16 protein-coding genes, 2 tRNA genes and 3 rRNA genes are annotated in these 25,858 nt (G+C 48.2%); 10 read left to right on the top strand and 11 right to left on the bottom strand.

The genetic code is table 11. The annotated features are described in order from the left end of the window. Positions 1–7 precede the first annotated feature (7 nt). The 7 genes from G6N79_RS05630 to G6N79_RS05600 form a co-directional block, all read right to left on the bottom strand. The gene (locus G6N79_RS05630; protein ID WP_103906699.1) at positions 8–628 is read right to left on the bottom strand and encodes a response regulator; all 621 of its coding nucleotides are present in this window, start codon (positions 626–628) and stop codon (positions 8–10) included. A 594-nt stretch (positions 629–1,222) separates the two neighbouring features. After that, positions 1,223–1,334, bottom strand: a 5S ribosomal RNA gene (rrf, locus tag G6N79_RS05625). Positions 1,335–1,416: 82 nt separating this feature from the next. Further along, a 23S ribosomal RNA gene (locus G6N79_RS05620) occupies positions 1,417–4,301 on the bottom strand. A gap of 198 nt (positions 4,302–4,499) precedes the next feature. Next, positions 4,500–4,573: transfer RNA gene (locus G6N79_RS05615), tRNA-Ala, on the bottom strand. A gap of 9 nt (positions 4,574–4,582) precedes the next feature. Then, positions 4,583–4,656: transfer RNA gene (locus G6N79_RS05610), tRNA-Ile, on the bottom strand. 123 nt (positions 4,657–4,779) lie between these two features. After that, a 16S ribosomal RNA gene (locus G6N79_RS05605) occupies positions 4,780–6,308 on the bottom strand. Together the 16S, 23S and 5S rRNA genes with 2 tRNA genes alongside form the textbook arrangement of a ribosomal RNA operon. A 1,776-nt stretch (positions 6,309–8,084) precedes the next feature. Beyond that, entirely contained in the window at positions 8,085–9,239 is a 1,155-nt protein-coding gene (locus G6N79_RS05600; protein WP_103907964.1) for an acyl-CoA dehydrogenase family protein, read from the bottom strand. 252 nt (positions 9,240–9,491) lie between these two features. Between G6N79_RS05600 and amaB the strand changes: the two genes are divergently transcribed. The 6 genes from amaB (at position 9,492) to G6N79_RS05570 (ending at position 17,093) form a co-directional block, all read left to right on the top strand. After that, on the top strand, positions 9,492–11,021 hold the full coding sequence (gene amaB, locus G6N79_RS05595) for an L-piperidine-6-carboxylate dehydrogenase (protein WP_103907963.1): 1,530 nt from the start codon (positions 9,492–9,494) through the stop codon (positions 11,019–11,021). 7 nt (positions 11,022–11,028) lie between these two features. After that, positions 11,029–12,318 carry an L-lysine 6-transaminase gene (gene lat, locus G6N79_RS05590; protein ID WP_317046390.1) on the top strand — a complete coding sequence of 430 codons (1,290 nt, stop codon included), beginning with the start codon at positions 11,029–11,031 and terminating at the stop codon, positions 12,316–12,318. Positions 12,319–12,516: 198 nt separating this feature from the next. Further along, on the top strand, positions 12,517–14,376 hold the full coding sequence (mutL, locus tag G6N79_RS05585; protein WP_103907962.1) for a DNA mismatch repair endonuclease MutL: 1,860 nt from the start codon (positions 12,517–12,519) through the stop codon (positions 14,374–14,376). A gap of 18 nt (positions 14,377–14,394) precedes the next feature. Next, positions 14,395–15,090 (top strand): rhomboid family intramembrane serine protease, encoded by a 696-nt coding sequence (locus G6N79_RS05580; RefSeq protein WP_103907961.1) that lies wholly within the window; start codon positions 14,395–14,397, stop codon positions 15,088–15,090. A 27-nt stretch (positions 15,091–15,117) separates the two neighbouring features. Next, the gene (locus tag G6N79_RS05575; protein WP_103907960.1) at positions 15,118–15,993 is read left to right on the top strand and encodes a rhomboid family intramembrane serine protease; all 876 of its coding nucleotides are present in this window, start codon (positions 15,118–15,120) and stop codon (positions 15,991–15,993) included. Next, positions 15,993–17,093 (top strand): endonuclease/exonuclease/phosphatase family protein, encoded by a 1,101-nt coding sequence (locus G6N79_RS05570; protein ID WP_103907959.1) that lies wholly within the window; start codon positions 15,993–15,995, stop codon positions 17,091–17,093. Before G6N79_RS05575 ends, G6N79_RS05570 begins: the two co-directional genes overlap by 1 nt. On the opposite strand, the gene G6N79_RS05565 is transcribed toward G6N79_RS05570, so the two are convergent. Beyond that, on the bottom strand, positions 17,090–18,712 hold the full coding sequence (locus tag G6N79_RS05565; RefSeq protein ID WP_103907958.1) for a S41 family peptidase: 1,623 nt from the start codon (positions 18,710–18,712) through the stop codon (positions 17,090–17,092). The genes G6N79_RS05570 and G6N79_RS05565 overlap by 4 nt on opposite strands. A gap of 140 nt (positions 18,713–18,852) precedes the next feature. On the opposite strand from G6N79_RS05565, the gene G6N79_RS05560 reads away from it, so the two are divergent. From G6N79_RS05560 to G6N79_RS05550, 3 genes are all read left to right on the top strand, one after another. Then, positions 18,853–19,419: a hypothetical protein gene (locus G6N79_RS05560; protein WP_103907957.1), complete on the top strand. Its 567-nt coding sequence runs from the start codon at positions 18,853–18,855 to the stop codon at positions 19,417–19,419. Between the two features lie 92 nt (positions 19,420–19,511). Continuing rightward, positions 19,512–20,909, top strand: a complete 1,398-nt coding sequence (gene fumC, locus G6N79_RS05555; RefSeq protein WP_103907956.1) for a class II fumarate hydratase — start codon at positions 19,512–19,514, stop codon at positions 20,907–20,909. A 4-nt stretch (positions 20,910–20,913) separates the two neighbouring features. Then, positions 20,914–21,447 (top strand): fumarate hydratase, encoded by a 534-nt coding sequence (locus G6N79_RS05550; protein ID WP_103907955.1) that lies wholly within the window; start codon positions 20,914–20,916, stop codon positions 21,445–21,447. Between the two features lie 167 nt (positions 21,448–21,614). Here G6N79_RS05550 and G6N79_RS05545 read toward each other — a convergent pair whose 3' ends face one another. From G6N79_RS05545 to G6N79_RS05535, 3 genes are all read right to left on the bottom strand, one after another. Next, complete coding sequence (locus tag G6N79_RS05545) at positions 21,615–22,721, bottom strand: toxic anion resistance protein (protein WP_103907954.1); 1,107 nt, start codon at positions 22,719–22,721, stop codon at positions 21,615–21,617. A gap of 6 nt (positions 22,722–22,727) precedes the next feature. Next, entirely contained in the window at positions 22,728–23,441 is a 714-nt protein-coding gene (locus G6N79_RS05540; RefSeq protein ID WP_103907953.1) for a hypothetical protein, read from the bottom strand. A gap of 267 nt (positions 23,442–23,708) precedes the next feature. Further along, positions 23,709–25,220, bottom strand: a complete 1,512-nt coding sequence (locus tag G6N79_RS05535; protein WP_103907951.1) for a hypothetical protein — start codon at positions 25,218–25,220, stop codon at positions 23,709–23,711. Positions 25,221–25,362: 142 nt separating this feature from the next. On the opposite strand from G6N79_RS05535, the gene yiaA reads away from it, so the two are divergent. After that, positions 25,363–25,830 carry an inner membrane protein YiaA gene (gene yiaA / locus G6N79_RS05530; protein ID WP_103907950.1) on the top strand — a complete coding sequence of 156 codons (468 nt, stop codon included), beginning with the start codon at positions 25,363–25,365 and terminating at the stop codon, positions 25,828–25,830. The last annotated feature ends 28 nt before the right edge of the window (positions 25,831–25,858 follow it).

Genomic DNA, 25,858 nt, shown 5'->3' with positions numbered 1-25,858 from the left:
GAGCGGTTTATCCCGCAAGGTAGCAGGCATTTGTCGGCAGTTTCATTTTCCGTAGCACCTCCAGGATCATCGATTGCACATAGCAAAACGGTCTTTCCAGAATTTCACTGATTACCTCCAAGCTTTTCCCCTGAAAGACCTGATCCACCAATTCCAATTCATCTACCGACAGATCGATATGCAGGGCACTTTGCGCATGGATCCCTTGATATATAGATTTGGTAAGCTTGGGACAGATGTGGTGTTCTTTATTCATCAGGATACCGATCAGCGTTCGCATCAATTGGGATACGGATGAACCTTTTGGAATAAAGGCCTGTGCACCGGCTACGATACATTGCTGGATGACAGCCAGGTCCTGTACATCGGAAACCATGAATATCGGAATGCGGGGAAACATCTCCTTTAAGATCCCAATTCCTGCGATACCATCGATTTCGGGCATCATGATATCCAACAGAAAGAGATCAATTTTGGTATCGGTACTTAGGCGATCATGGATACCAACCAGGGTATCGGTCTGAAAAACAACCTCAATTTCTATTGTTTCAATTGCAGCCAATTGTAACATCAAGAGTTGACGACATAAGATATTGTCATCAATAATGGCAACTTTAATTGGATCCATAAATACAATTACTTTATCGGTTGATTTAAAAACAAGCAATATGCAGGCCTAAAAGTTAAATATAGCTATTGAAATTCAATAAAGAAAGAAAAAATATATAAAAGTAGGATTATTATTTATTGAGAAATTAAAATTGCGCGATTAGCAGAATATTTTATGATTCGCGCGTAAACATGTTGCTTACTAACTTAAGGATAAAAAAATACAATCTAACGACTAAATATAGGAAAATGGGGAAGATTTCAGTTAAATGGGAGATGTGAGATGTGAGATGTGAGATAGCAAACTTAGATTATGAGATTTGAGATGTGAGATTTGAGATAGAAAGGCTTGGATAGTGCAAAATAGTATTTAGCAGCTAGTATTAAGTATTAAGATAAATCGAATCCTTTCCGGCACACATGTGCCTCATATCTCACATCTAAGATCTAAATACTATAAATGTAAAAAGACCCATGGTATCCTTTCCGGCACGCATGCGTCTCTTATCTCAATACTCACATCTCAATACTCCCTCTCACATCTCAATACTCACATCTCAATACTATAAAAACAGAAAGGCCATCCCTTTGCAAGGATGGCCTTCTGTATAAAATTAGGCACCGACCTACTCTCCCACCTGTTACGGCAATACCATCGGCTCTGGCGGGCTTAACTTCTCTGTTCGGAATGGGAAGAGGTGGACACCGCCGATATAGGCACCTGAATACCTTTTGATGGATGATTCCATCATTGACATGTTATTGGAAGAAAAGATCAAAAAAGAGAGAGGACAACAGACTATCCGCATTGGAAAGCTTCGGGCTATTAGTACCACTCGGCTTTGGTCTCTCAACCTTTACACCTGTGGCCTATCGACGTCGTAATCTCCGACGACCCTTATGAGGAAGTCTCATCTCGTGGCTAGTTTCGCACTTAGATGCTTTCAGCGCTTATCTATCCCGGACGTAGCTACCCTGCCGTACACCTGGCGGCATAACAGGTTCACCAGCGGTCCGTCCAACCCGGTCCTCTCGTACTAAGGTCAGATCCACTCAAACTTCCAGCGCCCACAACAGATAGGGACCGAACTGTCTCGCGACGTTCTGAACCCAGCTCGCGTGCCACTTTAATGGGCGAACAGCCCAACCCTTGGGACCTTCTCCAGCCCCAGGATGTGACGAGCCGACATCGAGGTGCCAAACCTCCCCGTCGATATGAGCTCTTGGGGGAGATCAGCCTGTTATCCCCAGAGTACCTTTTATCCTTTGAGCGATGGCCCTTCCATACAGAACCACCGGATCACTATGTCCGTCTTTCGACCCTGGTCGACTTGTAGGTCTCACAGTCAAGCAAGCTTATGCCATTGCACTCCGCGTACGGTTACCAAGCGTACTGAGCTTACCTTTGAAAGCCTCCGTTACCTTTTTGGAGGCGACCACCCCAGTCAAACTACCCACCAAACAATGTCTCCCGCTTAGCGGGATTAGAAACCGAATACAGAAAGGGCGGTATTTCAAGGTTGTATCCACGATTCCTGGCGAAACCGCTTCACATACTCCCGCCTATCCTACACATCCTGTACCCAATTTCAATGTTAAGCTATAGTGAAGGTTCATGGGGTCTTTCCGTCCCGTTGCGGGTAACCGGCGTCTTCACCGATACCACAATTTCACCGAGCTCATGGCTGAGACAGCGCCCAGATCGTTACACCATTCGTGCAGGTCGGAACTTACCCGACAAGGAATTTCGCTACCTTAGGACCGTTATAGTTACGGCCGCCGTTTACTGGGGCTTCGATTCAATGCTTCTCCTTGCGGATGACATCCCCTCTTAACCTTCCAGCACCGGGCAGGTGTCAGGCCTTATACCTCATCTTTCGATTTCGCAAAGCCATATGTTTTTGCTAAACAGTCGCCTGGGCCTTTTCACTGCGGCTTCTCCATCGCTGGAGGAAGCGCCCCTTCTCCCGAAGTTACAGGGCCATTTTGCCGAGTTCCTTAGCCATGATTCACTCGAGCACCTTAGGATTCTCTCCTCGACCACCTGTGTCGGTTTGCGGTACGGGTCTTGATGACCTGAAGCTTAGCGGGTTTTCTTGGAAGTCTGCTTACCTGCACTATCGGCGCCCCCGAGGGTTTGCCGTACTATCGGGCTTCAGCTGTACCGGCGGATTTGCCTACCGGTCCAATACCTTTGCCCTTCAACGAGCTATTCCGTCAGCTCGCGGCAGTGTCACTACTCCGTCACCACATCGCAGTCATCAACAGTACGGGAATATTAACCCGTTGGCCATCGGCTGCCTCCCTTCGGATGCGCCTTAGGTCCCGACTGACCCTGATCCGATTAGCGTTGATCAGGAAACCTTGGTCTTTCGGTGGGCGGGTTTCCCACCCGCCTTATCGTTACTTATGCCTACATTTGCTTTTCCATCAGGTCCACCACAGGTCACCCTGCGGATTCGCCCCCGATGGAATGCTCCCCTACCAGTGCAATAAATTGCAATCCATAGCTTCGGTACCGTTCTTGATGCCCGTTTATTATCCACGCCCGGCCGCTCGACTAGTGAGCTGTTACGCACTCTTTAAATGAATGGCTGCTTCCAAGCCAACATCCTAGCTGTCTGGGCAACCGGACCTCGTTAGTTCAACTTAGAACGGATTTGGGGACCTTAGCTGATGGTCTGGGTTCTTTCCCTCTCGGCCTTGGACCTTAGCACCCAAAGCCTCACTGCCGGCCATATCTAGCAGCATTCGGAGTTCGTCTGGATTTGGTAGGATTTGACTCCCCCGCACCCAATCGGTAGCTCTACCTCTGCTAGACTCATATGCCGACGCTGTTCCTAAAAACATTTCGGGGAGTACGAGCTATTTCCCAGTTTGATTGGCCTTTCACCCCTACCCTCAGGTCATCCGGAAACTTTTCAACGTTTATCGGTTCGGTCCTCCAGTACGTGTTACCGCACCTTCAACCTGCCCAAGGGTAGATCACAAGGTTTCGCGTCTACCTCGTCCGACTATGCGCCCTGTTCAGACTCGCTTTCGCTTCGGCTCCTCGACTTAATCGATTAACCTTGCCGGACAAGAGTAACTCGTAGGCTCATTATGCAAAAGGCACGCCGTCACGGAATCGCTCCGCTCCGACCGCTTGTAAGCACACGGTTTCAGGTTCTTTTCACTCCCCTGTTCGGGGTTCTTTTCATCTTTCCCTCACGGTACTGGTCCACTATCGGTCTCTCAGGAGTATTTAGCCTTGCCAGATGGTGCTGGCGGATTCCCACAGGATTTCTCCGGTCCCGCGGTACTCAGGATACCACTATGCCTGTATTCTTTGCCTGTACGGGGCTCTCACCCTTATCGCGCAGTTTCCCACCTGCTTCCAGTTCATAGCACAGTACAATGTCGTGGTCCTACAACCCCATGATTGCCGTAACAAACATGGTTTGGGCTCTTTCCCGTTCGCTCGCCACTACTTGGGAAATCATTGTTATTTTCTCCTCCTACGCCTACTTAGATGTTTCAGTTCAGCGCGTTCGCCTCATTTGATGGCATGTCTTCAACATGCCGGGTTGCCCCATTCGGAAATCCACGGATCGATTCGCATTTGCCGATCCCCGTGGCTTATCGCAGCTTATCACGTCCTTCATCGCCTCTGAGAGCCTAGACATCCCCCGTGTGCCCTTGTTTACTTTCTTCACGCTACCACCCCTTTTGCCAAGTGGTAGGTTGCTCTTGGCCGTACCATCCCCGAAGGAATGACCGTGCCTCTGTTGTCTTCTCTTGTTATCTCTTTTCTTCCAATATGTCAAAGAACTCTTTATCCAGATATCAGACCTGAGATATGAGATGTGAGACCGTGGTCCACATACTATCTCCGGATCGTTCAGGATTCGTGGAGAATAACGGATTCGAACCGTTGACCCCCTGCGTGCAAGGCAGGTGCTCTAGCCAGCTGAGCTAATTCCCCTTCGCGTCGTAGTCCCGAGCAGATTTGAACTGCTGACCCCTACATTATCAGTGTAGTGCTCTAACCAACTGAGCTACGGGACTAGCTTATCTCTCTCATCTCTCGGTACCTCCCACTTGCGGGGCGGGCACTTTCTTCTGAATGTCTTCTTTTTATTCAATATATGATCATGATGTCGCGCAGCGACCTCTCGGGGCGGGCTCTAGAAAGGAGGTATTCCAGCCGCACCTTCCGGTACGGCTACCTTGTTACGACTTAGCCCCAATTACCGGTTTTGCCCTAACACGCTCCTTGCGGTTACATGCTTTAGGCACCCCCAGCTTTCATGGCTTGACGGGCGGTGTGTACAAGGCCCGGGAACGTATTCACCGCGTCATTGCTGATACGCGATTACTAGCGAATCCAACTTCACGGGGTCGAGTTGCAGACCCCGATCCGAACTGTGAATGGCTTTTCGAGATTGGCATCACATTGCTGTGTAGCTGCCCGCTGTACCATCCATTGTAGCACGTGTGTAGCCCCGGACGTAAGGGCCATGATGACTTGACGTCGTCCCCGCCTTCCTCTCTGCTTGCGCAGGCAGTCTGTTTAGAGTCCCCACCTTAAATGCTGGCAACTAAACATAGGGGTTGCGCTCGTTGCGGGACTTAACCCAACACCTCACGGCACGAGCTGACGACAGCCATGCAGCACCTAGTTTCCTGTCCCGAAGGACGCATCCGTCTCTGGATGCTTCAGTAACTTTCAAGCCCGGGTAAGGTTCCTCGCGTATCATCGAATTAAACCACATGCTCCTCCGCTTGTGCGGGCCCCCGTCAATTCCTTTGAGTTTCACCCTTGCGGGCGTACTCCCCAGGTGGATGACTTAACGCTTTCGCTTGGACGCTTACTGTATATCGCAAACATCGAGTCATCATCGTTTAGGGCGTGGACTACCAGGGTATCTAATCCTGTTCGATCCCCACGCTTTCGTGCATCAGCGTCAATAACGGCTTAGACAGCTGCCTTCGCAATCGGTGTTCTGAGACATATCTATGCATTTCACCGCTACTTGTCTCATTCCGCCGTCTTCAACCGCATTCAAGCACTTCAGTATCAAGGGCACTGCGACAGTTGAGCTGCCGTCTTTCACCCCTGACTTAAAGTGCCGCCTACGCACCCTTTAAACCCAATAAATCCGGATAACGCTCGGATCCTCCGTATTACCGCGGCTGCTGGCACGGAGTTAGCCGATCCTTATTCTTCGGGTACATTCAGCCCACTACACGTAGTGGGGTTTATTCCCCGACAAAAGCAGTTTACAACCCATAGGGCAGTCATCCTGCACGCGGCATGGCTGGTTCAGGGTTGCCCCCATTGACCAATATTCCTTACTGCTGCCTCCCGTAGGAGTCTGGTCCGTGTCTCAGTACCAGTGTGGGGGATTCTCCTCTCAGAGCCCCTAGACATCGTCGCCTTGGTGGGCCGTTACCCCACCAACTAGCTAATGTCACGCGAGCCCATCCATATCCTATGAATATTTAACAGTGTCCCCATGCGGGGTTGCTGTGTCATGCGGTGTTAATCCGGATTTCTCCGGGCTATCCCCCTGATATGGGTAGGTTGCTCACGCGTTACGCACCCGTGCGCCACTCTCACCAGAAGGTAGCAAGCTACCCCCTGGATCCCGTCCGACTTGCATGTATTAGGCCTGCCGCTAGCGTTCATCCTGAGCCAGGATCAAACTCTCCATTGTAAAATGAAGTTTCGATCGAGACTATTTATAAAAATAGAATCGTCTGTATTAATGTTGTTCTCCCGCTCCCGAGATTTTCTGAATTGACTTAACTTAATAAATCTTCAGCTTTCGTCTTCCGACTAATCGCTGCGCTACATGATCATTTAAAGAACTTATGCGGCCTCCGCGTCGCGCCTCGGCCTGTATATCGTGACCCCGGAAGGGTCCTGATCTGTCATTGTTTTCCGGCTCCGGGCGTCGCGCCCTGTGCCGTTCCCCGTAGTTGGGACTGCAAAGGTAAGAGGTTTTTTTTAATCCCCAAAATTTATTTTGAAATAATTTTCGGGGGCTCTTTTCCGGTCATCTTCCGGTGCCCAAAGGCGACCTTCCGATCCGTTCCAATTACCCATATGTCAGTGCCGTTTCCGGCGTCCCTCCCTTGCGGAGTGGTGCAAAGATAGGACAAAACAATCCATATCTCCAAGGGGCCCGGCAAAGAATTTTCGGGGACAGCGCGTAACTGCCTATGCCAATGGCGGATAATTTTCGGGGAAGCGCGGCAGAAAGCGGGTTGCGGGGGTAAAGGGGGCCGTCCGGGGACGGAACGCGGGCAGTGCGGATGCTGGCGCAAGAGTTGTGCGGAGGGCCAGTGCGGCGGATCTCTTGTGCCCGGGGGGATGGCCGACGCGGTCCCGTCGGAAGGCCCCCCTCCCATATTATATTAAACGCTTATTATCCACCCCATCAAAAATATATTCCCTATATTCATTCCGGCGGCCGCCATTTCCGCGGCCACCATCCCCGGTTGCCAGATCCATGGCAGAATCCCCTCTTCATAAAAAAATCCGCAAACCCAACACGCTCTCGCACTGTCCATCCCGCAAAACGGGTACGGCCCCCGTTGCCATTCCCCTAATCTCATACCGGTGCAGGAACAGCCTTGCGGCTTGCCTGGACCTTGTCCGACATGCATCCGAGGTGCATCCGGGGTACTACCGAGGTGAGAGCGTCCCATGGACACGCTCTCACCCCGCTCTCGGTACGCTCTCACCACGCTCTCACCTCGGACAAGGTCCAGACAGGTAAAGTGGGTGAAAAAAGGTAAATTTTAGGTAAAATCTCCGTTTATCGCACGCAGTGCACGATTTACAACCGAAAAGCAATATGGAGGTTAAGCGCTCATATCGGGGTTCCGGCCGGTGCGATTACCGCAAACGCCGGAAAAAGCAGGAAATGGGATGTCTGGGGGTTTTCTGGGCGATAGACCTCCATCCGCCATGCGCTCCAGAGGGGTTGAACTATTTTAGCAGTGCGCCTACACATACCCAAAGCCCGACCGCCCCGTTTTTTTGTTTGCTGAAGCAAACAAAAAAACGGGGCGGTCGGGCAATTTTATCCTATCACCAGTGCTAAAATAGTTGCACCCCTCCGGGGTTACGTGGCGCAATCAGTTGAAAACGCAGGGGCATGTACGAGCCTCTACCTCCGGGCAGGTGCTCTGGGCACAAGTCCGCCACCGCGCAGCCCATCACAAAGGACGTGCGCCAGCGATCCCGTCTGCGAGTTTGGGCCGGGCACAAGTCGGCCAACGCGCAGCCCACTACAAAAGACGTGCGCCAGCGATCCCGTCGGCGAGTTTAGGCCGGGCACAATTCCGCCAACGCAAAGCCCACCACAAAAGACGTGCGCCAGCAAACATATCCAAACTAAATTCATCTCCCCCACAAAACAAAAGCGACCCAATGGCCGCCTTACTATCTCATATCTCAATACTCACATCTAACATCTGCGCAGCTACTGAAATCCACTAATCCCCGTAATGTCCATCCCCGTGATCAATAAATGGATATCATGGGTTCCTTCATAGGTTATTACGGATTCCAAGTTCATCATATGCCGCATAATCGGGTAATCGCCGACGATCCCCATGGCGCCGAGCACCTGACGGGCTTCCCGTGCCACCTGCAGCGCCATATGCACATTGTTGCGCTTGGCCATGGAAATCTGTGCCGCTGTTGCGCGGTCCTCATCTTTCAGCTGCCCTACGCGCAGCGATAACAATTGCGCCTTGCAGATCTCGGTCAGCATTTCTGCCAATTTCTTCTGCTGCAGCTGGAAGGCTGCAATGGGCTTTCCGAACTGCGTCCGTTCCTTTGCGTAGCGCAAGGCTGTTTCGTAGCAGTCCACCGCCGCTCCGATGGCGCCCCAGGAAATCCCATACCTCGCGGAATTGAGGCACGAAAGCGGTCCGCGCATACTGGAGACCTCGGGAAGGACATTCGCCTGCGGGATAAATACATCCTCAAAAACAAGCTCCCCAGTCTTGGAGGCCCGCAGGGACCATTTATTCTTGGTCTCAGGCGTTGTGAAGCCTGCAAACCCACGCTCCACGATCACGCCCCGGATCTTCTTTTCCTCGTCGCGTGCCCACACCACCGCAATATCACAGAGCGGGGCATTGGTGATCCACATCTTTGCCCCCGACAGGCGATAGCCATCACCATCGCGAACCAATTTCGTTTCCATGCTCCCCGGATCGGAACCATGGTTGGGTTCAGTCAGGCCGAAGGCACCGATCAGCTCTCCCGTTGCCAACTTCGGCAGGAAGCGGAGACGCTGTTCCTCCGAGCCGTACTTATATATAGGGAACATAACCAACGAGGACTGCACCGATGCTGCCGAACGGATCGCCGAATCACCGACCTCCAGCTCCTGCATGATCAAACCATACGATATCTGGTCAAGGCCCGCGCCGCCATATTCGACAGGAATGAACGGACCCAAGGCACCGACCGCTCCCAGCTTCCGCATCAGATCGGGAATCTCCCGGTGATCCTGCGCATAGGAATCGATGACAGGGCGGATTTCAGACCGCACAAATTCACGAACGGTATCCCGAACCAAAAGATGCTCGGGCAGGAACAATTCCTCAAGATTTAAGTAGTCCATGGTGTTTGTATATAGTATATATAAAGGTATTGGTTATTTTCTCGTATTCCCCGCTTCGCGACCGTTTTCCATCGCGCTATCCAAGCCGCGGAACTCATCCCCTCCCCTTGCCCAAAGCCAGGGGTTAGCCATCCAGTTTTCCGGAAGGAGCGGAAACTAGCATCTAAATTACGAAATAATTCGACCGGCAATTCATCAAAACAAAAATAATTCTCTATATTTAGTGAAATTTCGAATAATATAAACCATATTATGACATCAAAAGAATTAAAAGCGTTAGGAATAGAAAACGAGAACCTGGGTGGTTCCACAGGGAACAAATGGTTTGCTAAAGGTGAGTTGATCGAATCATACTCCCCTACAAACGGCAAATTAATAGGTAAAGTACGTTCTACGACAAAGAAAGAATACGAGAAAGTTATACAGGAGGCCGAAAAGGCGAAATTGGTGTGGCGGGATATCCCTGCACCGAAGCGCGGTGAGATCGTGCGCCAACTTGGCGAGAAACTCCGCGAGCTGAAACCCATCCTCGGAAAATTGGTGTCCTATGAAATGGGTAAATCCTATCAGGAGGGATTGGGCGAAGTACAGGAGATGATCGATATCTGTGATTTTGCAGTCGGTCTTTCACGTCAGCTCTATGGGAACACCATCCATTCGGAACGACCAGGACACCGCATGTATGACCAATACCATCCTCTAGGGACGGTCGGCATTATCACGGCTTTCAACTTTCCGGTTGCCGTTTGGTCCTGGAATGCAGCATTGGCACTCGTATGTGGCGATGTGGTAGTCTGGAAACCATCGGAAAAAACACCGCTATGTGCGGTTGCCTGTCAGCACATCATCGCTGACATCCTAAAGGCAAACAAACTTCCTGAAGGCATATCTTCGATCATTACCGGCGATGCCGAAGTGGGGAAATGGATTGCTGAGGACGAGCGCATTCCATTAGTTTCCGCAACAGGCTCTACGCGCATGGGTAAGCAGGTGGCTGCAACCGTGGCTCAGCGCTTGGGGAAATCACTCTTGGAACTCGGCGGCAACAACGCCATCATCGTTACGCCAAGTGCAGACCTTAAGATGACCATCATCGGCGCGGTATTCGGCGCTGTAGGTACAGCTGGTCAGCGCTGTACGAGCACCAGACGCTTGATCATCCATGAAAGCATCTACGACAAGGTGAAGAAATCATTGGTAGATGCTTACAAACAGATCAAAATCGGCGATCCGTTGGACAGCAACAACCACATGGGTCCATTGATCGATACGGCAGCGGTAGACATGTACCTAAGTGCCTTGGATAAGGTAAAGGCCGAAGGCGGCAAGCTTTTGACGAAGGGCGAAGTCCTGAAAGGGAAAGGCTACGAGAGCGGCTGTTATGTAACCCCGGTTATTGCAGAGGTGGAGAATGAGTACGAGATCGTGCAGCATGAAACCTTTGCCCCGATCCTGTACCTGATCAAATATACAGGCGAGGTGGACAACGCCATCGCCTTGCAGAACGGTGTGAAACAAGGGCTTTCCTCAGCCATTATGACGAATAGCCTGCGCGAATCAGAATTGTTCCTGAGCCAGAACGGGTCGGACTGTGGCATTGCCAACGTGAACATCGGCACCTCGGGTGCTGAAATCGGTGGCGCATTCGGTGGCGAAAAAGACACTGGTGGAGGCCGCGAATCCGGTTCCGACGCTTGGAAGATCTACATGAGAAGACAGACAAACACCATCAATTATACAACCAATCTACCGTTAGCACAAGGTATCAAATTTGATTTATAGTACCATTATGAGAGAAACGCATCAAAAACTTGCAAGACATATTCTGGCAGACGGTCTGCCGGTCGTGATGGACCTGGAGAAATCCCACGGTTCGTACATCGTGGATATCGATGGCAAGGAATACCTGGACATGTTCAGCATGTTCGCATCATCACCGGTGGGATACAACCACCCCTATATTCTTGCCAACACCGCACAATTGGAAAAGGCATCGGTCAATAAACTTGCCCTATCGGATATCTATCCGGATGAGTATGCCGATTTCCTGGAAACTTTCGAGCGTGTGGGCATTCCACAAGAATTGGGATATTGCTTCTTCATCGACGGCGGTGGACTGGCGGTAGAAAACGCTCTGAAAGCGGCATTCGATTGGAAAACACGCCTGAACCTTGCCAACGGCATCGATCAGGAAGCCAGTCAGGTCATCCATTTCAAACAGGCATTCCATGGCCGCACGGGTTATACGCTATCCTTGACCAACACCAAGGACCCTCGGAAATACATGTACTTCCCAAAATTCGATTGGCCACGGATCACCAATCCGAAATTGAAATTCCCGTTGACGGAAGAAACCATCAATGAAACCATCGAAGTGGAAAAGCAGGCCATTCAGGAAATTGAAGCAGCCATTGCCAAAAACCCCAACGATATCGCATGTCTGATCCTGGAACCGATCCAAGCAGAAGGTGGCGACAACCATTTCCGTAAGGAATTTTTCCAGCAGTTGCGCGAGATCTGCGATAAAAATGATATCATCCTGATCCTTGATGAGGTGCAGACTGGGATTGCCATGACGGGTAAAATGTGGTGCTACCAACATTATGGCATTGTACCGGATGTCATTTCCTTCGGAAAGAAAACACAGGTATGCGGAATCTTGGCCAGCAAGGAGAAATTCGACCGCGTAGAGAAAAACGTATTCAAGGAATCGAGCCGCATCAACTCCACCTTCGGTGGAAACTTGGTGGACATGGTCCGATTCAAATTGATCCTGGAAATTATCGAGCAGGAAAACCTAGTGGAGAAAGCAGCTACTTTGGGTGAGTATCTACAGGGCAAACTGCAGGATCTGGCAGAGAAACACGATGCGATTTCCAATGTTCGCGGGAAAGGACTTTTGGCAGCATTTGACCTCCCTTCAGAAGAAGCGAGGGATAAATTTGTTGCCGACCTGATGAAGGAGAACCTATTGATCCTGGGCTGTGGCGACCGCAGCATTCGCTTCCGTCCGCACCTGACCGTAACGAAGGAAGATCTGGACAAAGCATTGGCGATTATCGACAAAACGATCGCATAAAGCCCTTATTCACATAAACGCTATATATAACCTGAAGGTTGCCCCGATCGTGGGCAGCCTTTTTTTATGCTGCCCTTTTCCCTCTTTCACGTATATATATCCACTCAGGAACGCCATCGCCTTATTTTTACAAAAAATCGGTTAAGTAGCCCCCGGCAGACCCTATCGATTACGGTCAAATTCGTACCTTTGTAAATTATGTCGGATATCATTCAATTGCTTCCAGATTCAGTCGCAAATCAGATTGCTGCGGGGGAGGTCGTACAGCGACCAGCCTCAGCGGTGAAGGAACTGATGGAAAATGCGATCGATGCGGGAGCAGACCATATAAAACTTATCATAAAAGATGCGGGCAAGTCATTGATCCAGGTGATCGATAATGGCTGTGGGATGAGCGTTACGGATGCACGTCTCTGTTTTGAGCGGCATGCGACCTCCAAGATCCGGAAGGCGGAGGATCTTTTTGCGATCCGCACGATGGGATTCCGTGGAGAAGCCATGGCCTCGATTGCGGCCATTGCTCATGTGGAACTGAAGACACGTCGCGTTGAGAATGAACTGGGCACGGTAATAGAGATTGAAGGATCTGAAGTGATCCAGCAGTTTCCCGATCAGGCCCCTGCGGGTACGAGCATTTCGGTGAAGAATCTCTTTTACAATATCCCCGCGCGCCGGAATTTCCTGAAAAGCAACTCCGTGGAGCTGCGCCATGTCATTGACGAGTTCCAACGCATCGCCCTGGCCCATCCGGAGATTTTCTTTTCCTTCCACAGCGATGGGAACGAATTGTTCCACCTGCCAAAGGAAGCGCTGAAGCAGCGCATCGTCCACTTGTTCGGCAACAGCTACAACCAGCGTCTGGTGCCCGTGGAAGAAACAACTACCATCCTGAACATCAAAGGTTTCATCGGCAAGCCTGAATTTGCGAAGAAAACGCGCGGCGAGCAGTTCTTCTTTGTCAACAACCGGTTTATCAAGGATCCGTACCTCAACCATGCGGTATTAAACGCCTATGAGGAAATCCTGCCTGCCGACACCTTTCCGTTGTATGTGCTGTTCATCGATATCGACCCTTCCAAGATCGATATCAACGTGCATCCGACAAAAACGGAAATCAAATACGAGGACGAAAAGGCCATCTATGCAATCCTTCGCTCTGCGGTAAAGCGCAGCTTGGGTCGATTCAATATTGCACCAACACTGGATTTCAATCAGGAGACCGGGTTTGATACGTTGATTACACCGAAGCCATTGGACGAAATCCAGGCACCGACCATCAGCTTCAACCCAAACTTCAACCCTTTTGATGACGGCACGGCACGCCCGACGCGTACCTATACCGCACCGGAGCAATTGGAGCGCAAGACGAGTATCCCGCAGAATTGGGATAGCCTGTACCAGATTACGGAAACGGAGGAAGTGGAACAGCTATCGCTATTGCCGGAGGAGAGCAGTAGCGAAAAAGAATTTATCCAGCCTTCGGACCAACCTAAAAAGCAGTTCTTTCAGTTGCACAACCGCTATATTGTCTCGCAGATCCACTCGGGTTTTATGCTGATCGACCAGCAAGCGGCGCACGAACGTATACTTTTTGAACAATTTCAACAACAATTAGTGCAGAATCAAGGTTCTAGTCAACAGAGCTTGTTTCCGCAGACCGTAGACCTGAATCCGGCAGACTTTGCCCTGGTCCAGGAAATACTGCCGGAGATCCATGCTTTGGGTTTTCAGTTACGCCCTTTTGGGAAAACTACGTATATTGTTGACGGAATCCCCGCAGACCTGGAGAACATCAATGAAAGTCAGATCATTGAGAAGCTTCTGGAGGATTTTAAACATCAGAGTGACCTGCGCTTGAGCAAGCGGGAGCGGCTGGCAAAAAGTTTGGCCAAGAATGCTTCCATCAAACCGGGCACCAAATTGGATAACGAGGGCATGGCCGATCTGATCGATCGCCTATTTGCGTGTGAGTCTCCGAATATTTCCCTGACGGGGAAACCGGTCATCATTACCATTACCCTGCAGGAACTGGCCGAGCGATTCGGTAGAACAAACTAAGATCGAAGAAAATAGGATATGAACAACTTTTTGGGAAATTTACCAACGATAACAAAGAACCTTTTAATCATAAATGTGCTTCTTTTCCTGGCCACGCTAGCTTTCGAACCGCTATATGGCCTACTGGGTGTCTTCTACCCAGACTCGCCAAATTTTAAGGTTTGGCAAGTGATTTCTTATATGTTCATGCACGGCGGTATTGGCCACATATTCTTCAATATGTTCGCTTTGGTCATGTTTGGATCCGTTATCGAAAATGTATTGGGGCAGAAGAAATTCTTCAACTACTATTTCATCTGCGGATTGGGCGCATTAGTCCTGCAATATGGCGTACAGGCCTTCGAGGTATTCCAAATTACGAATACCATCATGCCTTGGCATAAATACGGTACGGCATTCATGAATAACCTAACAATGGAACAGGCCGATGTAATCTCCTCCATTTACCGCACACCATTGGTCGGTGCATCGGGAGCTATCTACGGACTGCTGTTGGCCTATGGATATTTATTTCCAAATGCTGAACTGATGCTAATCTTTCTACCGGTTCCGATCAAGGCAAAATATTTCATCCCTATTCTGATCGTTATCGAAGTTGTATTAGGCTTCTCGAGCTCAGGCTCTTCCATTGCGCATTTAGCCCATGTCGGCGGTGCTCTATTTGGATTTATATTGTTGAAAGTGTGGGGTATCAGACGGACAAACTATTATTAGGCTATTAATAGGATAATCGAGCGAGAAATGAAAAAGGAAAGCGGAATAAAAATGTTCTTTAGGACAACCTACCAGACAGGTTCGCCTATCCCTTATATCCTATCGATTCAGGTCTTGCTCTTCGTGCTCATCCACATTGCGGACCTGTTGGTGGAGCTGAACGTCATCAAATTCCCGCTGTACGATTGGTTGGTCGGCCAACTGAGCCTACCCAACACCTTCGCCGCCTTTATCCGCCAACCTTGGTCGTTGATCACCTATCCGTTCCTTTATGTCGGTCTGTTCAACATCGTTTTTGACTGCCTTTGGCTGTACTGGATTGGCAACAGCTTCTTGAATTTTTTGAACAAGCGGCAATTTCTGTTTGTCTTCTTCAGCAGCTTCCTGCTTTCCGGCGTGGTCTACCTTGCGCTGGGCAATATCGACTTCTTAGCCAAAGGATCCATGCCCTTCCTATTTTCAAATGCCATGGGTTTGGCCTCTGTTGTTGCCGGCCTGCTGCTGTTGGCACCCAATATGGAAATTCGGTTATTCCTATTCGGAACTGTTAAATTCAGGACCATCGCCATTATTTTCTTTACTTTACAGCTGTTATTCTACATCTTTGCAAACAGATCGGGCGCAGTGGCTTATGGATTTGCCATCGCGTGGGGGTTCCTGTTCATGCAGCAACTGAAGAACGGGAACGACTGGAGCACAATCTTTTCGATTAAGCCAAAGCAGAAGTTGAAAATCGTGCATCAGACACCGAAAACACCCAGTTATAGAAGCTACAAAGCAGATTTGCCAAACCAAGAAGTGATTGACGATATATTGGATAAAATTTCACAAAGTGGATATGAAAGTCTATCTTCACGGGAAAAAGAAATCCTTTTCAAGGTCAGTAGAGAAGAACAAGAATAATGTTAATCAAAAAAAAGAATTTAGGTTTCTTCAGTAAAACCATCATGCTCGGCAACTTCGCCGCAATCCTGGTTCTTTTACTGTGCTATTCAGCATCCATGATCAACCCTAAATCGTTCTGGCCTATTTCTTTCTTGGGACTTGGCTATTTGCCCATCCTGATCATCAATATCGGCTTTATTGTCTATTGGGTTCTCCGGAAGCCGAAATACGCCATTTTTTCCTTGGTCGCAATTCTCATCGGCTGGAACCTGATGAGCAAGCATATCACCTTCCATACGCCCGATCCGGTTAAAACCGGTGACTCCAGCCTGCGCGTCATGACCTACAATGTACACATGTTGGCACCCGTAGATAAATCGGATAAACCGGCAAAGGAACGGTTTGCCGAAGTGATCGAGGAGGTAAACCCGGATGTCCTCTGCCTCCAGGAGTTCAGCAGCACCATTAAAGGGACCAAGCGGTTCAGTGAGACCATCAAGGAAAGAGCCAAATTTGACAGTTATTACTTTGCACCCTCCCAACAGAATGAGTACAATGCCTATGGTCAGGTTATCTTTTCCAAATTCCCGATCATCAACTCGGGATTGATCAAGAAAAACGAATACGGCATAAACCGCATTATCTATGTGGATATCGTCAAGAACGCTGATACGCTGCGTGTTTACAATGTGCATTTGCGTTCCTTTGGCTTGCAGGATGAGGACAAAGAATTCATCCAGAACCCCAAAAATGCAGGTGGCAATGAGGAGACCAAGACCAAGCGGGTGGGCCGTAAGTTAAAATGGGCTTTTGAACAGCGCAGCTTGCAGGCGGAATCCCTATTTGCACACATGAAGGAAACAAAGTTTCCGAAGATCGTTATGGGCGATTTCAACGACACACCGATGTCCTATAGCGTTAACCTTATCGGAAAGGATATGAAAAATGCATTCCAGGAAAAAGGAAATGGATGGGGCGTAACGCATTTTGAGATGCTGCCGATCCTACAGATCGATTATATCTTCTGCGAGAAAAACTTCATGGTCAACAATTACCAGATCGTGAAGAAGAAACTTTCGGACCACTACCCTGTTTACGCGGATCTTCGCGTCAATTAACGCCGATTGCTCGCAAGGGTTTGGACAGGTTTAATCTGCCCCAATGCTTGCTCCACAAAAGCATCATTCCGGTTTTTCACCTTAAAGTACGCTTCCCTACCAAAGTAATACCTGCCTACCAGGGCTTCGATATCCGACTGGATCAGGTCGTGCAGATCCTGCTGCTTTCTTGGCGAAATACGCCAACCTTTGTCGGCAAGGAAACGCATGAACCCATTGTATTCAGAAGCAGGGAGAGTATACCCCTGCAGGAAGTTCTCTATGGAATAGGCCGGCAATTTCTTAGTGAACCTACTGTACACGAATTGCTCCAGCATACTCGACCGCATCAGATCTTGGTACAATAAACTAACCTCATTGGAGTCCACCGGCACGATCACATCCGGCACGATACCACCACCACTGTACAATTTCTTACCTAACTTGGTCTGGTAGGACATGGCGTGGGCATAGGTGGTATCCAGGGACCACAGGCCATGGTACATGGAGGCGTAATCCTGCATGTTCGACCAATTCGGTGTGTATTTTCGTTGTATGCTCCGACCCAAAGGGGTATAGTATCTGGCGATGCTCAAGTTGATGGTCGACCCGTCCGAGAAGTCGAATAGTTCCTGCACTGTTGCCTTCCCGTATGTTCGTCTTCCAATCAGCGTCCCCCGATCCCAATCTTGGATAGCACCCGAGACCACTTCACTGGCGGAAGCCGTACGTTCATTCACCAAGAGAATTAATTTTCCTTGCGCATACGCCCCCTTCCCTTCGGAAAGGTAATCTTGGCGCAACTCATGGGCACCTTCGGTGTATACCACCAAGCGTTGATCGGTAAAGAATTCCGAAGCCATTTTGATGGCAATATGGAAGTAACCACCACCGTTATCCCGAAGATCGAGAATCAGGTTCTTGGCTCCCTGTTTTTTTAGGTCGATGACCGCAGTTTTAAATTCCTCAGCTGTTTTCAGGGAGAACCTCCGGATACGGATAAATCCCACGGTAGGCTCCAACATGTAGGCAACATCCAAGGAACTGACATTGATCTGGTCGCGGACAGCCTTTAACACCAATGGAGTGGTTAGGGAATCGCGCAATACGGCCATTTCCACGGAGCTGCCCCGTTTGCCACGCATCAATTTCTCGACCTCTTCCTTGCTCACCGTCTTTCCGGCAAGTTCTTTCTTTCCAATGCGTAGGATCCGATCGCCCACCTTGAAGCCACCTTTATCCGCCGGACCATTGGTAATCAGGCCGACTACTAGCAATGTATCGTTCAGGTTGAAATACTCCATACCGATCCCTTCAAAGGTTCCTTCGAGAATCTCCGTTTGCGATTGGGATTCATTGGGCATCAAAAAAGTCGAGTAGGGATCCAAGTGCGAAATAATGTGGTTGATAGCGCCATTTTGCACGCTGTCCATATTGATGCTGTCCACATAGCGCGTGGAAATCAAATCGACAACCTGTTGGATTTTATAGGCATTATCGGAAAGTCCAATAGGCACCAAAGACCCCCCTGAAGTAACCCGTTGCTGGTCAGAATAATTCTGCCCAAGGATTAACCCCAATAAGAGGGTAGCAGCGTAAGTTGCCGCCACAAATATGTTTCTTTTTCTACCTTTTTGCATTTTTTGGTTCGGTTCCCAAAAGTAAGGACTTAACAGTTTGTTTAAAAGAAATTTAATACAAATATTTAGTAACAATTAACAGTCCAAAACAGAAGTGGTTTGGTAATAATTCCGCAATTTTCGATAATTTTACGGATACCATGCATGAAATAGAACCATATTACAATTGGCGGGATGATTATATCGCCTCGGAAGACGAAAGAAGCCCCTTCTTTGGCACGATATACAATGAATTTGAATTCGATAAACAGGTCTATAATTACCTTTTGCACCCACAATGGGATTTCTTTGGGTCACAAACGCTGTACCTGAAGGTGCTGTACGTTGATTATGATCTTTCATATACCATAATAGAGCTTATTGGGGAGTGGAACGATGCCATTTACAACGACATCATGATCTTAAAGCGCGAGCTGATCGACTTGATGATCGGGGAAGGCATTACGAAGTTCATCCTGATCGGAGAAAACGTCCTGAATTTCCATGCGTCTGATGACTCCTATTACGAGGAATGGTTCAATGATATTGAGGATGGCTGGATCGTCGGCCTGAACTTCCGCGAGCATGTCATCAAGGAATTTGCGGACAACCATATCGACTATTATATCAACTTTGGGGAATACCTGAACTACTTCCCTTGGCGGACGTTAAAACCGAAGCAGCTCTTCCATCACATCGAGGAGCACATGCAGCGGCGATTAACCTAACACATTAACCTAAAGAAATGCCGTAATAGGCTGGCGTATTTTAGCTTAATACGCTATAATTTGTTAAATTTGCCCATCAAAACTTTGTAATTATGTCATTCAGAATAGAAAAAGACACCATGGGTGAAGTTCAGGTTCCTGCAGACAAATACTGGGGAGCACAGACTGAACGTTCTAGAAACAACTTTAAGATCGGTCCGGCAGCGTCCATGCCACATGAAATCATCGAAGGATTTGCATACCTTAAAAAAGCTGCTGCTTACGCAAACTGCGAGCTAGGTGTATTGCCGCAGGAAAAACGCGATGCGATCGCAGCGGTATGTGATGAGATCCTTGCCGGCAAGTTGGACGATCAATTTCCTTTGGTTATCTGGCAGACAGGTTCTGGAACCCAATCCAACATGAACGTGAATGAAGTTGTGGCCAACCGTGCACAGGTTCTTGCTGGCGGCAAGATCGGTGAAGGTGAGCCGGTATTGAAAGCGAACGATGATGTAAACAAATCCCAATCGTCCAACGACACCTTCCCTACCGGTATGCACATTGCAGCATATAAAGCAGTGGTTGAAGTTACCATTCCTGGCGTTGAGAAGCTTCGCGATACATTGAAAAAGAAATCTGATGAATTCATGAACGTAGTTAAGATCGGTCGTACGCACCTTATGGATGCTACTCCACTTACATTAGGTCAGGAATTATCAGGCTATGTTGCGCAATTGAACTACGGTATTAAGGCAGTGAAGAACACGTTGGCACACCTTTCCGAATTAGCACTTGGTGGAACAGCTGTAGGTACTGGTTTGAACACGCCGAAAGGATACGACGTATTGGTAGCGAAATATATTGCTGAATTCACGGGTCTTCCTTTCGTTACTGCTGAAAATAAATTCGAAGCCTTGGCTGCACACGATGCTATCGTTGAGACACACGGTGCCTTGAAGCAATTGGCTGTCGCATTGAATAAAATTGCCAATGATATCCGTATGCTCGCTTCTGGACCACGCTCCGGAATTGGTGAGATCTTGATTCCTGAGAATGAACCGGGATCATCCATTATGCCTGGAAAGGTGAACCCTACACAATGTGAAGCATTGACCATGGTCGCTGCACAGGTTATGGGTAATGATGTGGCGATTACCATCGGTGGAACACAGGGTCATTATGAACTGAACGTATTCAAACCGGTAATGGCGGCTAATTTCTTGCAATCCGCTCGTTTAATCGGTGATGCATGTGTATCTTTTGAAGAACACTGTGCTATCGGTATCGAACCGAACTACGACCGCATCAAACAATTGGTGGATAATTCCTTGATGCTCGTAACAGCGTTAAACACCAAGATCGGTTATTATAAAGCTGCAGAAATTGCACAGACTGCACATAAGAACAATTCTACCTTAAAGGAAACAGCCATCAAGTTGGGCTATGTTACAGCTGAAGAGTTTGACGAGTGGGTTAAACCTGAAGAAATGGTAGGTAGCTTAAAATAATCTAGTGAATAGAACGAAAAGCACATATTTTCCATGGATAGCATACCTGAGCCTCTGCTTGGGTATGCTCTCTATTTTTGCGGGATGCCAACGGCACTCCGACATGCAGGATGAAGGGGAAGATTACCTGCAGGGAATCTGGGTCCAGGACTCCATCCCCGGTCAAGCAGCGATGCTCAACTACACCCTTCATGAAATGAAGTTCACCTGTGATTCCATCTACGTAACCATGCATGTCCATAACAAGGTCAAGAGTATTCCTGACAGCTGTTATGGCGATGGTACCTGGACGGAAACCGCAAAGGCTGTGTACTCCGTACGGCAGGACAGCATGATCGTCGAAGGTGTATATACCAAACCAAATGGCAAGCAGAAGATTTCCGGCTGCCATAAACATGGCCAATATATCCCCCGCTTCATGATCTCCGCAAAGGGCGGCGACAGCCTGATCCTGGAGAATAAATTCGAAGGCAGACCCATTGTTCTGCGCAAAACTGCGGATATCACATGCGTCCCTAAAAAGAGATGGGAACTGTAAGGCATTTTGCCTACACACTCTCCCCGATATCGGGTTGAGCCAAAGCAGTACATATAAAACGAGGTTTCACTTTCCCAAGTGAGTAGAAGAAAAACCATACATTAAAAAAGCCGCTCGTGATTTTTCACAAGCGGCTTTTTAATATAATTTATGTAGCCTAGCTATCCTTAGTTGATCAATCGGGTTTCATCCGATGATTTGAGGATATGGTTCTTCAATTCCGTTTCTGCCTGTTGCAATTCGCCTTCGGCCACTTTCCGTTTCTCACGTCCTTCGCGCTGTATGCGCAATACCTCCTCAATAGTGGCAATAATATCCGTATTGGCTTTCTTGATGGTGTCCATATCGATAATACCGCGCTCGGTTTCCTTTGCCACGTTTATGGTTGCTTCCTTCAGCATCTCCGAGTTGCGCTTCAACAACTCATTGGTGGCATCGGTAATGGCACGTTGTGCCTCCAGCGCGCTCTGTGCGTGTGCAATACCCATGGTCAGGACCATTTGGTTCTTCCACAGTGGCAGTGTATTCACGATACTGGATTGGATCTTTTCCATCAGCGAAGAGCTGTTGCTCTGGATCATGCGGATCTGAGGGGCGGTCTGCAGCACCACCATACGCGTCAGTTTCAGGTCATGGATCTTGCGCTCAAAACGAACCACATGCTGCTCCATATCCTTATACTCCTGTACTTTATGCTGATCTCCCGTTGCTTCCGCTTCGGCTTTCAGCGCAGGCAGGGTCGTGCTCAATACCTCTTCCAATTTCTCTTCTCCCGCTTGGATATGTAGAGAAAGATCCTTGAAGTACTGCTGGTTCTGCACAAAAAGCTTATCAAAGATATTGACATCCTTCGCTAAATTCTTGTAGTGACCTTCCAGTTTCAATTCAATGGTATGGATATTCTTCTCTACGGAAGCATACTCCGTCCGCATGCGGCCGATTTTCTTCTTGATGTTATCAAAGAATGGCAACAACGGTTTCTTGTTCAACTTCTCATCGAAATCCCGGATTTCCGAACGAAGGTTCACAAGGATATCCTCGGCACCGCCAAGGTCCTTGGTGCGCACCTGCTTCAGGATCTCATTCGAGAAGTTGCTGACATTGCTCTGTGCACCCACGCCAAACTGGATCACATCGGTAGTTGACTTTAGGTTAATCTTTTCTTTATATTGTTGGATGAGCGCTTTCTCTTCTTCGGTAAAATTTACCTTCATTTCCGAGGGCTTGTTCTGCCCTTGCTCATCATCTAAATGTGTCAAATCTAAATTTGCCATAATATCTTAATCTTTTAAGAGGTTTCTACTTTTTAGTGTCTGTATATATACATCGGTCTCTGCCGAAACATCCAACATGCCCATTTTAAACTGATTGGTTACTTCCTGCTCGATAGCCTGAGCAGCCTGACGGATAACATCCTCCAATTTGCGCTTGGAGTCGAAAGTAACCTGGTTATTCAGCTTTGCATTTTCCAGCTCATCGTATTGCATCAGCACATTCACGATGGTGGAATGGCGGACCAAGAATTTCTCGGCCTCCCGTTTATCTTTTTTCTCCAACAGCTGGAAGAGTCGCAAAATATTGTCGATGTCCTTATGGATTCGTGTATTATCAATTTCCTTACGCCAGTGCAGCAAGCGCTCGACGAAAAATTGGGGCGTATCGATTGTAGGTGCGGATATCTCCAGACGTTTTTGTGAGTCAATGGTTGAAATCCAATACAGCTCCCGCACTTCGCCCAATTCCAAGCGGCGCAAATAGGGCTTCAACTGATTCAGCAACAATGCATTCCCCACCACATAGGATAACATGGATCCGCCCAATGTCAACAACATCGCCTGACTCAATGCCCCAAAGAAATAAAAGAAGGAAACCATCAAAGCCAATTCAATACCCAACATCACCCAAGCAATACCCATCCACGAACGGACCTTGGCCTTGCTGGCCTGCGACATCATTACCAAGGGATAGATGTGAATAGGCAATGGAATGAACATCAATATCGATAATATTGTCCAGATCGTTTGCCTTATTTCCCAAGGCCTACTTTTTTTCGTTGCCCAACCCATTCTCTAATTTAATTATTATTTGTAAAAATACACCAATTCTCATTCCAATGCATTGTATCCACCACTTAATTAGGTAATTGGCGGATTTCCACCTGCCATTACGGCATTTTTGTCGGTGAATTTCCCTACCGAATTCCTGGTTTTCTCCAATCATGAAAGAAGTTGACCGAATGTACCATCCAATTCTGAAAACTTTTAGGAATCTAAATCGCTACCCTTTCCTCGGTTCACCAATTCCAGCACAACAGCATATTGTCCTTTCCTATCCCATCTAGCAATCACCCAGGCAATAAAGCTCAGGTTAAAGATATCCTGATTTTCCGCAACTTCCAGCATCCGCAAAACCGACTCTCGAAATCGGGGATCCTCCGAAACACTGGGCTTTTGGAAATACCGTTCTAATAAGGACACGAAATCCAGCACTCTTGTTTCCTTTATTTCCGACAAATAAGCGCGATACCTTCGTTTAAAACTTGTCAAGCGGGAGGATGCAAGCTCCATGTTCTCAAATTGGGCATGAACCATGGCCTCCATCAGGGTCTTCCGAATCGTCCAGAGCATCCCCAACTTCTTCTCGTACCAGGCGTCACTGTGTGTCAGCTTGGCCAGCACCTTGAGCGCTGCAGGATCATTCTGCTGCGCAAGGAACATGACTTTGCACAGCAATAGATCTTCCACATCCTCATCCTTCGCCTGTCGCGGCATTTTCTCAAAAGCATGGTCCAGGACCACCAAGGCTTGGTCTGCCAACCCCATAAAATGGTAATCCAATGCAAAGAGCATTTGCTGCCGCAGAAAAAACTGGGATAGGTAGACTTTATGGTCTGCCAAAACAGCAGTCATCCGATCCAGATAGCCCACGCTTTCGCCGAACGCCCGATTCCGAAGGGTGAAATTAGCCAGATAGTACAGAATATGCAGGTGGTAAAAGACATGATTGGTCTTTTCAAGCGGCCGTGTCGAGATGAACTTCCGGCTCCGCTCCAGGTATTTATCGATTAGACTGTAGTTCTGATAGATAGCTGCGTACTCATTAGCAATGTAGAGGATCTGATAGAGTGATTTATAGTTCATCAGATCTAGCACATTGATCTGGTAGTGCCTGATGGTACGTTCGATCAGGTCGGTCAGATTGACCACCTTACCTTCCAGATGGATCGCCTTCAACTCCTTTCGCAAGGAGGCGTAGGCAAGATTGAGCTTCGCTTCGCGCTGCAGGTGGTTCTGATTGATCCTGAACCGCTCCGTCAGTTTTTCTAAGTCCAGGTTGGGGTCCATGTGGGAAAATTGGAGGCGCAGCATGAGCAACTCATTCAATAGGCTGTACTGTTCGTGCTCTTCGGCCAATCGCTCCGCCCGTACCAAGGTCCGGAAGCCAATCTTTTCCATATCATTCTCCAACAGAAACCGAGACACCACCAAATAACGCAGGATCTCTAGACTTTCGTGGCTATTGCGCTCGAAGCTCCGCTGGGACAGGTATTGCAGCAGATTATCCTGTAGCCTTTTCCGTAGCGCATGGTAGGCATCAGGAGATTGTTCGGGTTCATATAACTTTTTTGCATGATGGATATCGTCAGTTTTCAACAAATCGAACAATTTGATATTCTTTACGTCTGCACGGGTGTTTTTACGGGATAGAAAGGTTTTGAAATCACTTTTATCCTGATCATCAAGCAGATTTATTAAGGTCGACAGTGTATCCATACGACTAAAATTTTGACATGAACTGGTATAAATATACAGATTATATCGTCAGTTTATATCGATTATTTGATTGATGGGGCAAAAAATCTATCGGAAATTTGAGTCAGTATTTAATCAGTATTTAAATTAAAAACAAAAAGTTATGGAACCGCTAAATAAAAAAATCGAAGAATTGACAACACACATCAACCCTGTTGATGACAACAAAAAACCATTCAAACCAACTTCCGCTTTTGTGGGCGCCTCGTGGATCGCCTTACTCGTTGGCGTAGTTGGTTATTGTATCGGTCTGTGGAATGCCACCATGGAGCTGAATGAAAAGGGATACTATTTTGTTATCCTCTTGTTCGGTCTGTTTTCGGTGATCTCCGTACAGAAAAGTGTACGTGATAAGGTAGAGGGCCTTCCTGTTACGGAATTGTATTACGGCCTGAGCTGGTTCGCTACACTCGCGGCCATCATCCTGCTGATCATCGGCCTATGGAATGCCGATCTATTGCTAAGTGAAAAAGGATTTTACGGCATATCGTTCATACTAAGTGTATTCGCTGCCATTGCTGTGCAGAAAAATACACGCGACGCAAAATTATTTAAGGACGAAATCTTATAACTTAGCGGTTGCCCTGCAGTGCCCGAGG

This window comes from Sphingobacterium lactis, from assembly GCF_011046555.1.
GTDB classification, from domain to species: domain Bacteria; phylum Bacteroidota; class Bacteroidia; order Sphingobacteriales; family Sphingobacteriaceae; genus Sphingobacterium; species Sphingobacterium lactis.
Note: the sequence above shows the minus strand (reverse complement) of the source record. Positions and strands in the feature narration are given on the sequence as shown.

Excerpts from the sequence above, each read along its gene's own strand:
- mutL (WP_103907962.1), top strand. The coding sequence starts at position 12,517 with ATGTCGGATATCATTCAATTGCTTCCAGATTCAGTCGCAAATCAGATT.
- G6N79_RS05565 (WP_103907958.1), bottom strand. The coding sequence starts at position 18,712 with ATGCAAAAAGGTAGAAAAAGAAACATATTTGTGGCGGCAACTTACGCT.
- G6N79_RS05540 (WP_103907953.1), bottom strand. The coding sequence starts at position 23,441 with ATGTTCATTCCATTGCCTATTCACATCTATCCCTTGGTAATGATGTCG.
- G6N79_RS05580 (WP_103907961.1), top strand. The coding sequence starts at position 14,395 with ATGAACAACTTTTTGGGAAATTTACCAACGATAACAAAGAACCTTTTA.
- amaB (WP_103907963.1), top strand. The coding sequence starts at position 9,492 with ATGACATCAAAAGAATTAAAAGCGTTAGGAATAGAAAACGAGAACCTG.
- G6N79_RS05600 (WP_103907964.1), bottom strand. The coding sequence starts at position 9,239 with ATGGACTACTTAAATCTTGAGGAATTGTTCCTGCCCGAGCATCTTTTG.
- lat (WP_317046390.1), top strand. The coding sequence starts at position 11,029 with ATGAGAGAAACGCATCAAAAACTTGCAAGACATATTCTGGCAGACGGT.
- fumC (WP_103907956.1), top strand. The coding sequence starts at position 19,512 with ATGTCATTCAGAATAGAAAAAGACACCATGGGTGAAGTTCAGGTTCCT.
- G6N79_RS05535 (WP_103907951.1), bottom strand. The coding sequence starts at position 25,220 with ATGGATACACTGTCGACCTTAATAAATCTGCTTGATGATCAGGATAAA.
- G6N79_RS05560 (WP_103907957.1), top strand. The coding sequence starts at position 18,853 with ATGCATGAAATAGAACCATATTACAATTGGCGGGATGATTATATCGCC.
- G6N79_RS05630 (WP_103906699.1), bottom strand. The coding sequence starts at position 628 with ATGGATCCAATTAAAGTTGCCATTATTGATGACAATATCTTATGTCGT.
- G6N79_RS05545 (WP_103907954.1), bottom strand. The coding sequence starts at position 22,721 with ATGGCAAATTTAGATTTGACACATTTAGATGATGAGCAAGGGCAGAAC.
- G6N79_RS05570 (WP_103907959.1), top strand. The coding sequence starts at position 15,993 with ATGTTAATCAAAAAAAAGAATTTAGGTTTCTTCAGTAAAACCATCATG.
- yiaA (WP_103907950.1), top strand. The coding sequence starts at position 25,363 with ATGGAACCGCTAAATAAAAAAATCGAAGAATTGACAACACACATCAAC.
- G6N79_RS05575 (WP_103907960.1), top strand. The coding sequence starts at position 15,118 with ATGAAAAAGGAAAGCGGAATAAAAATGTTCTTTAGGACAACCTACCAG.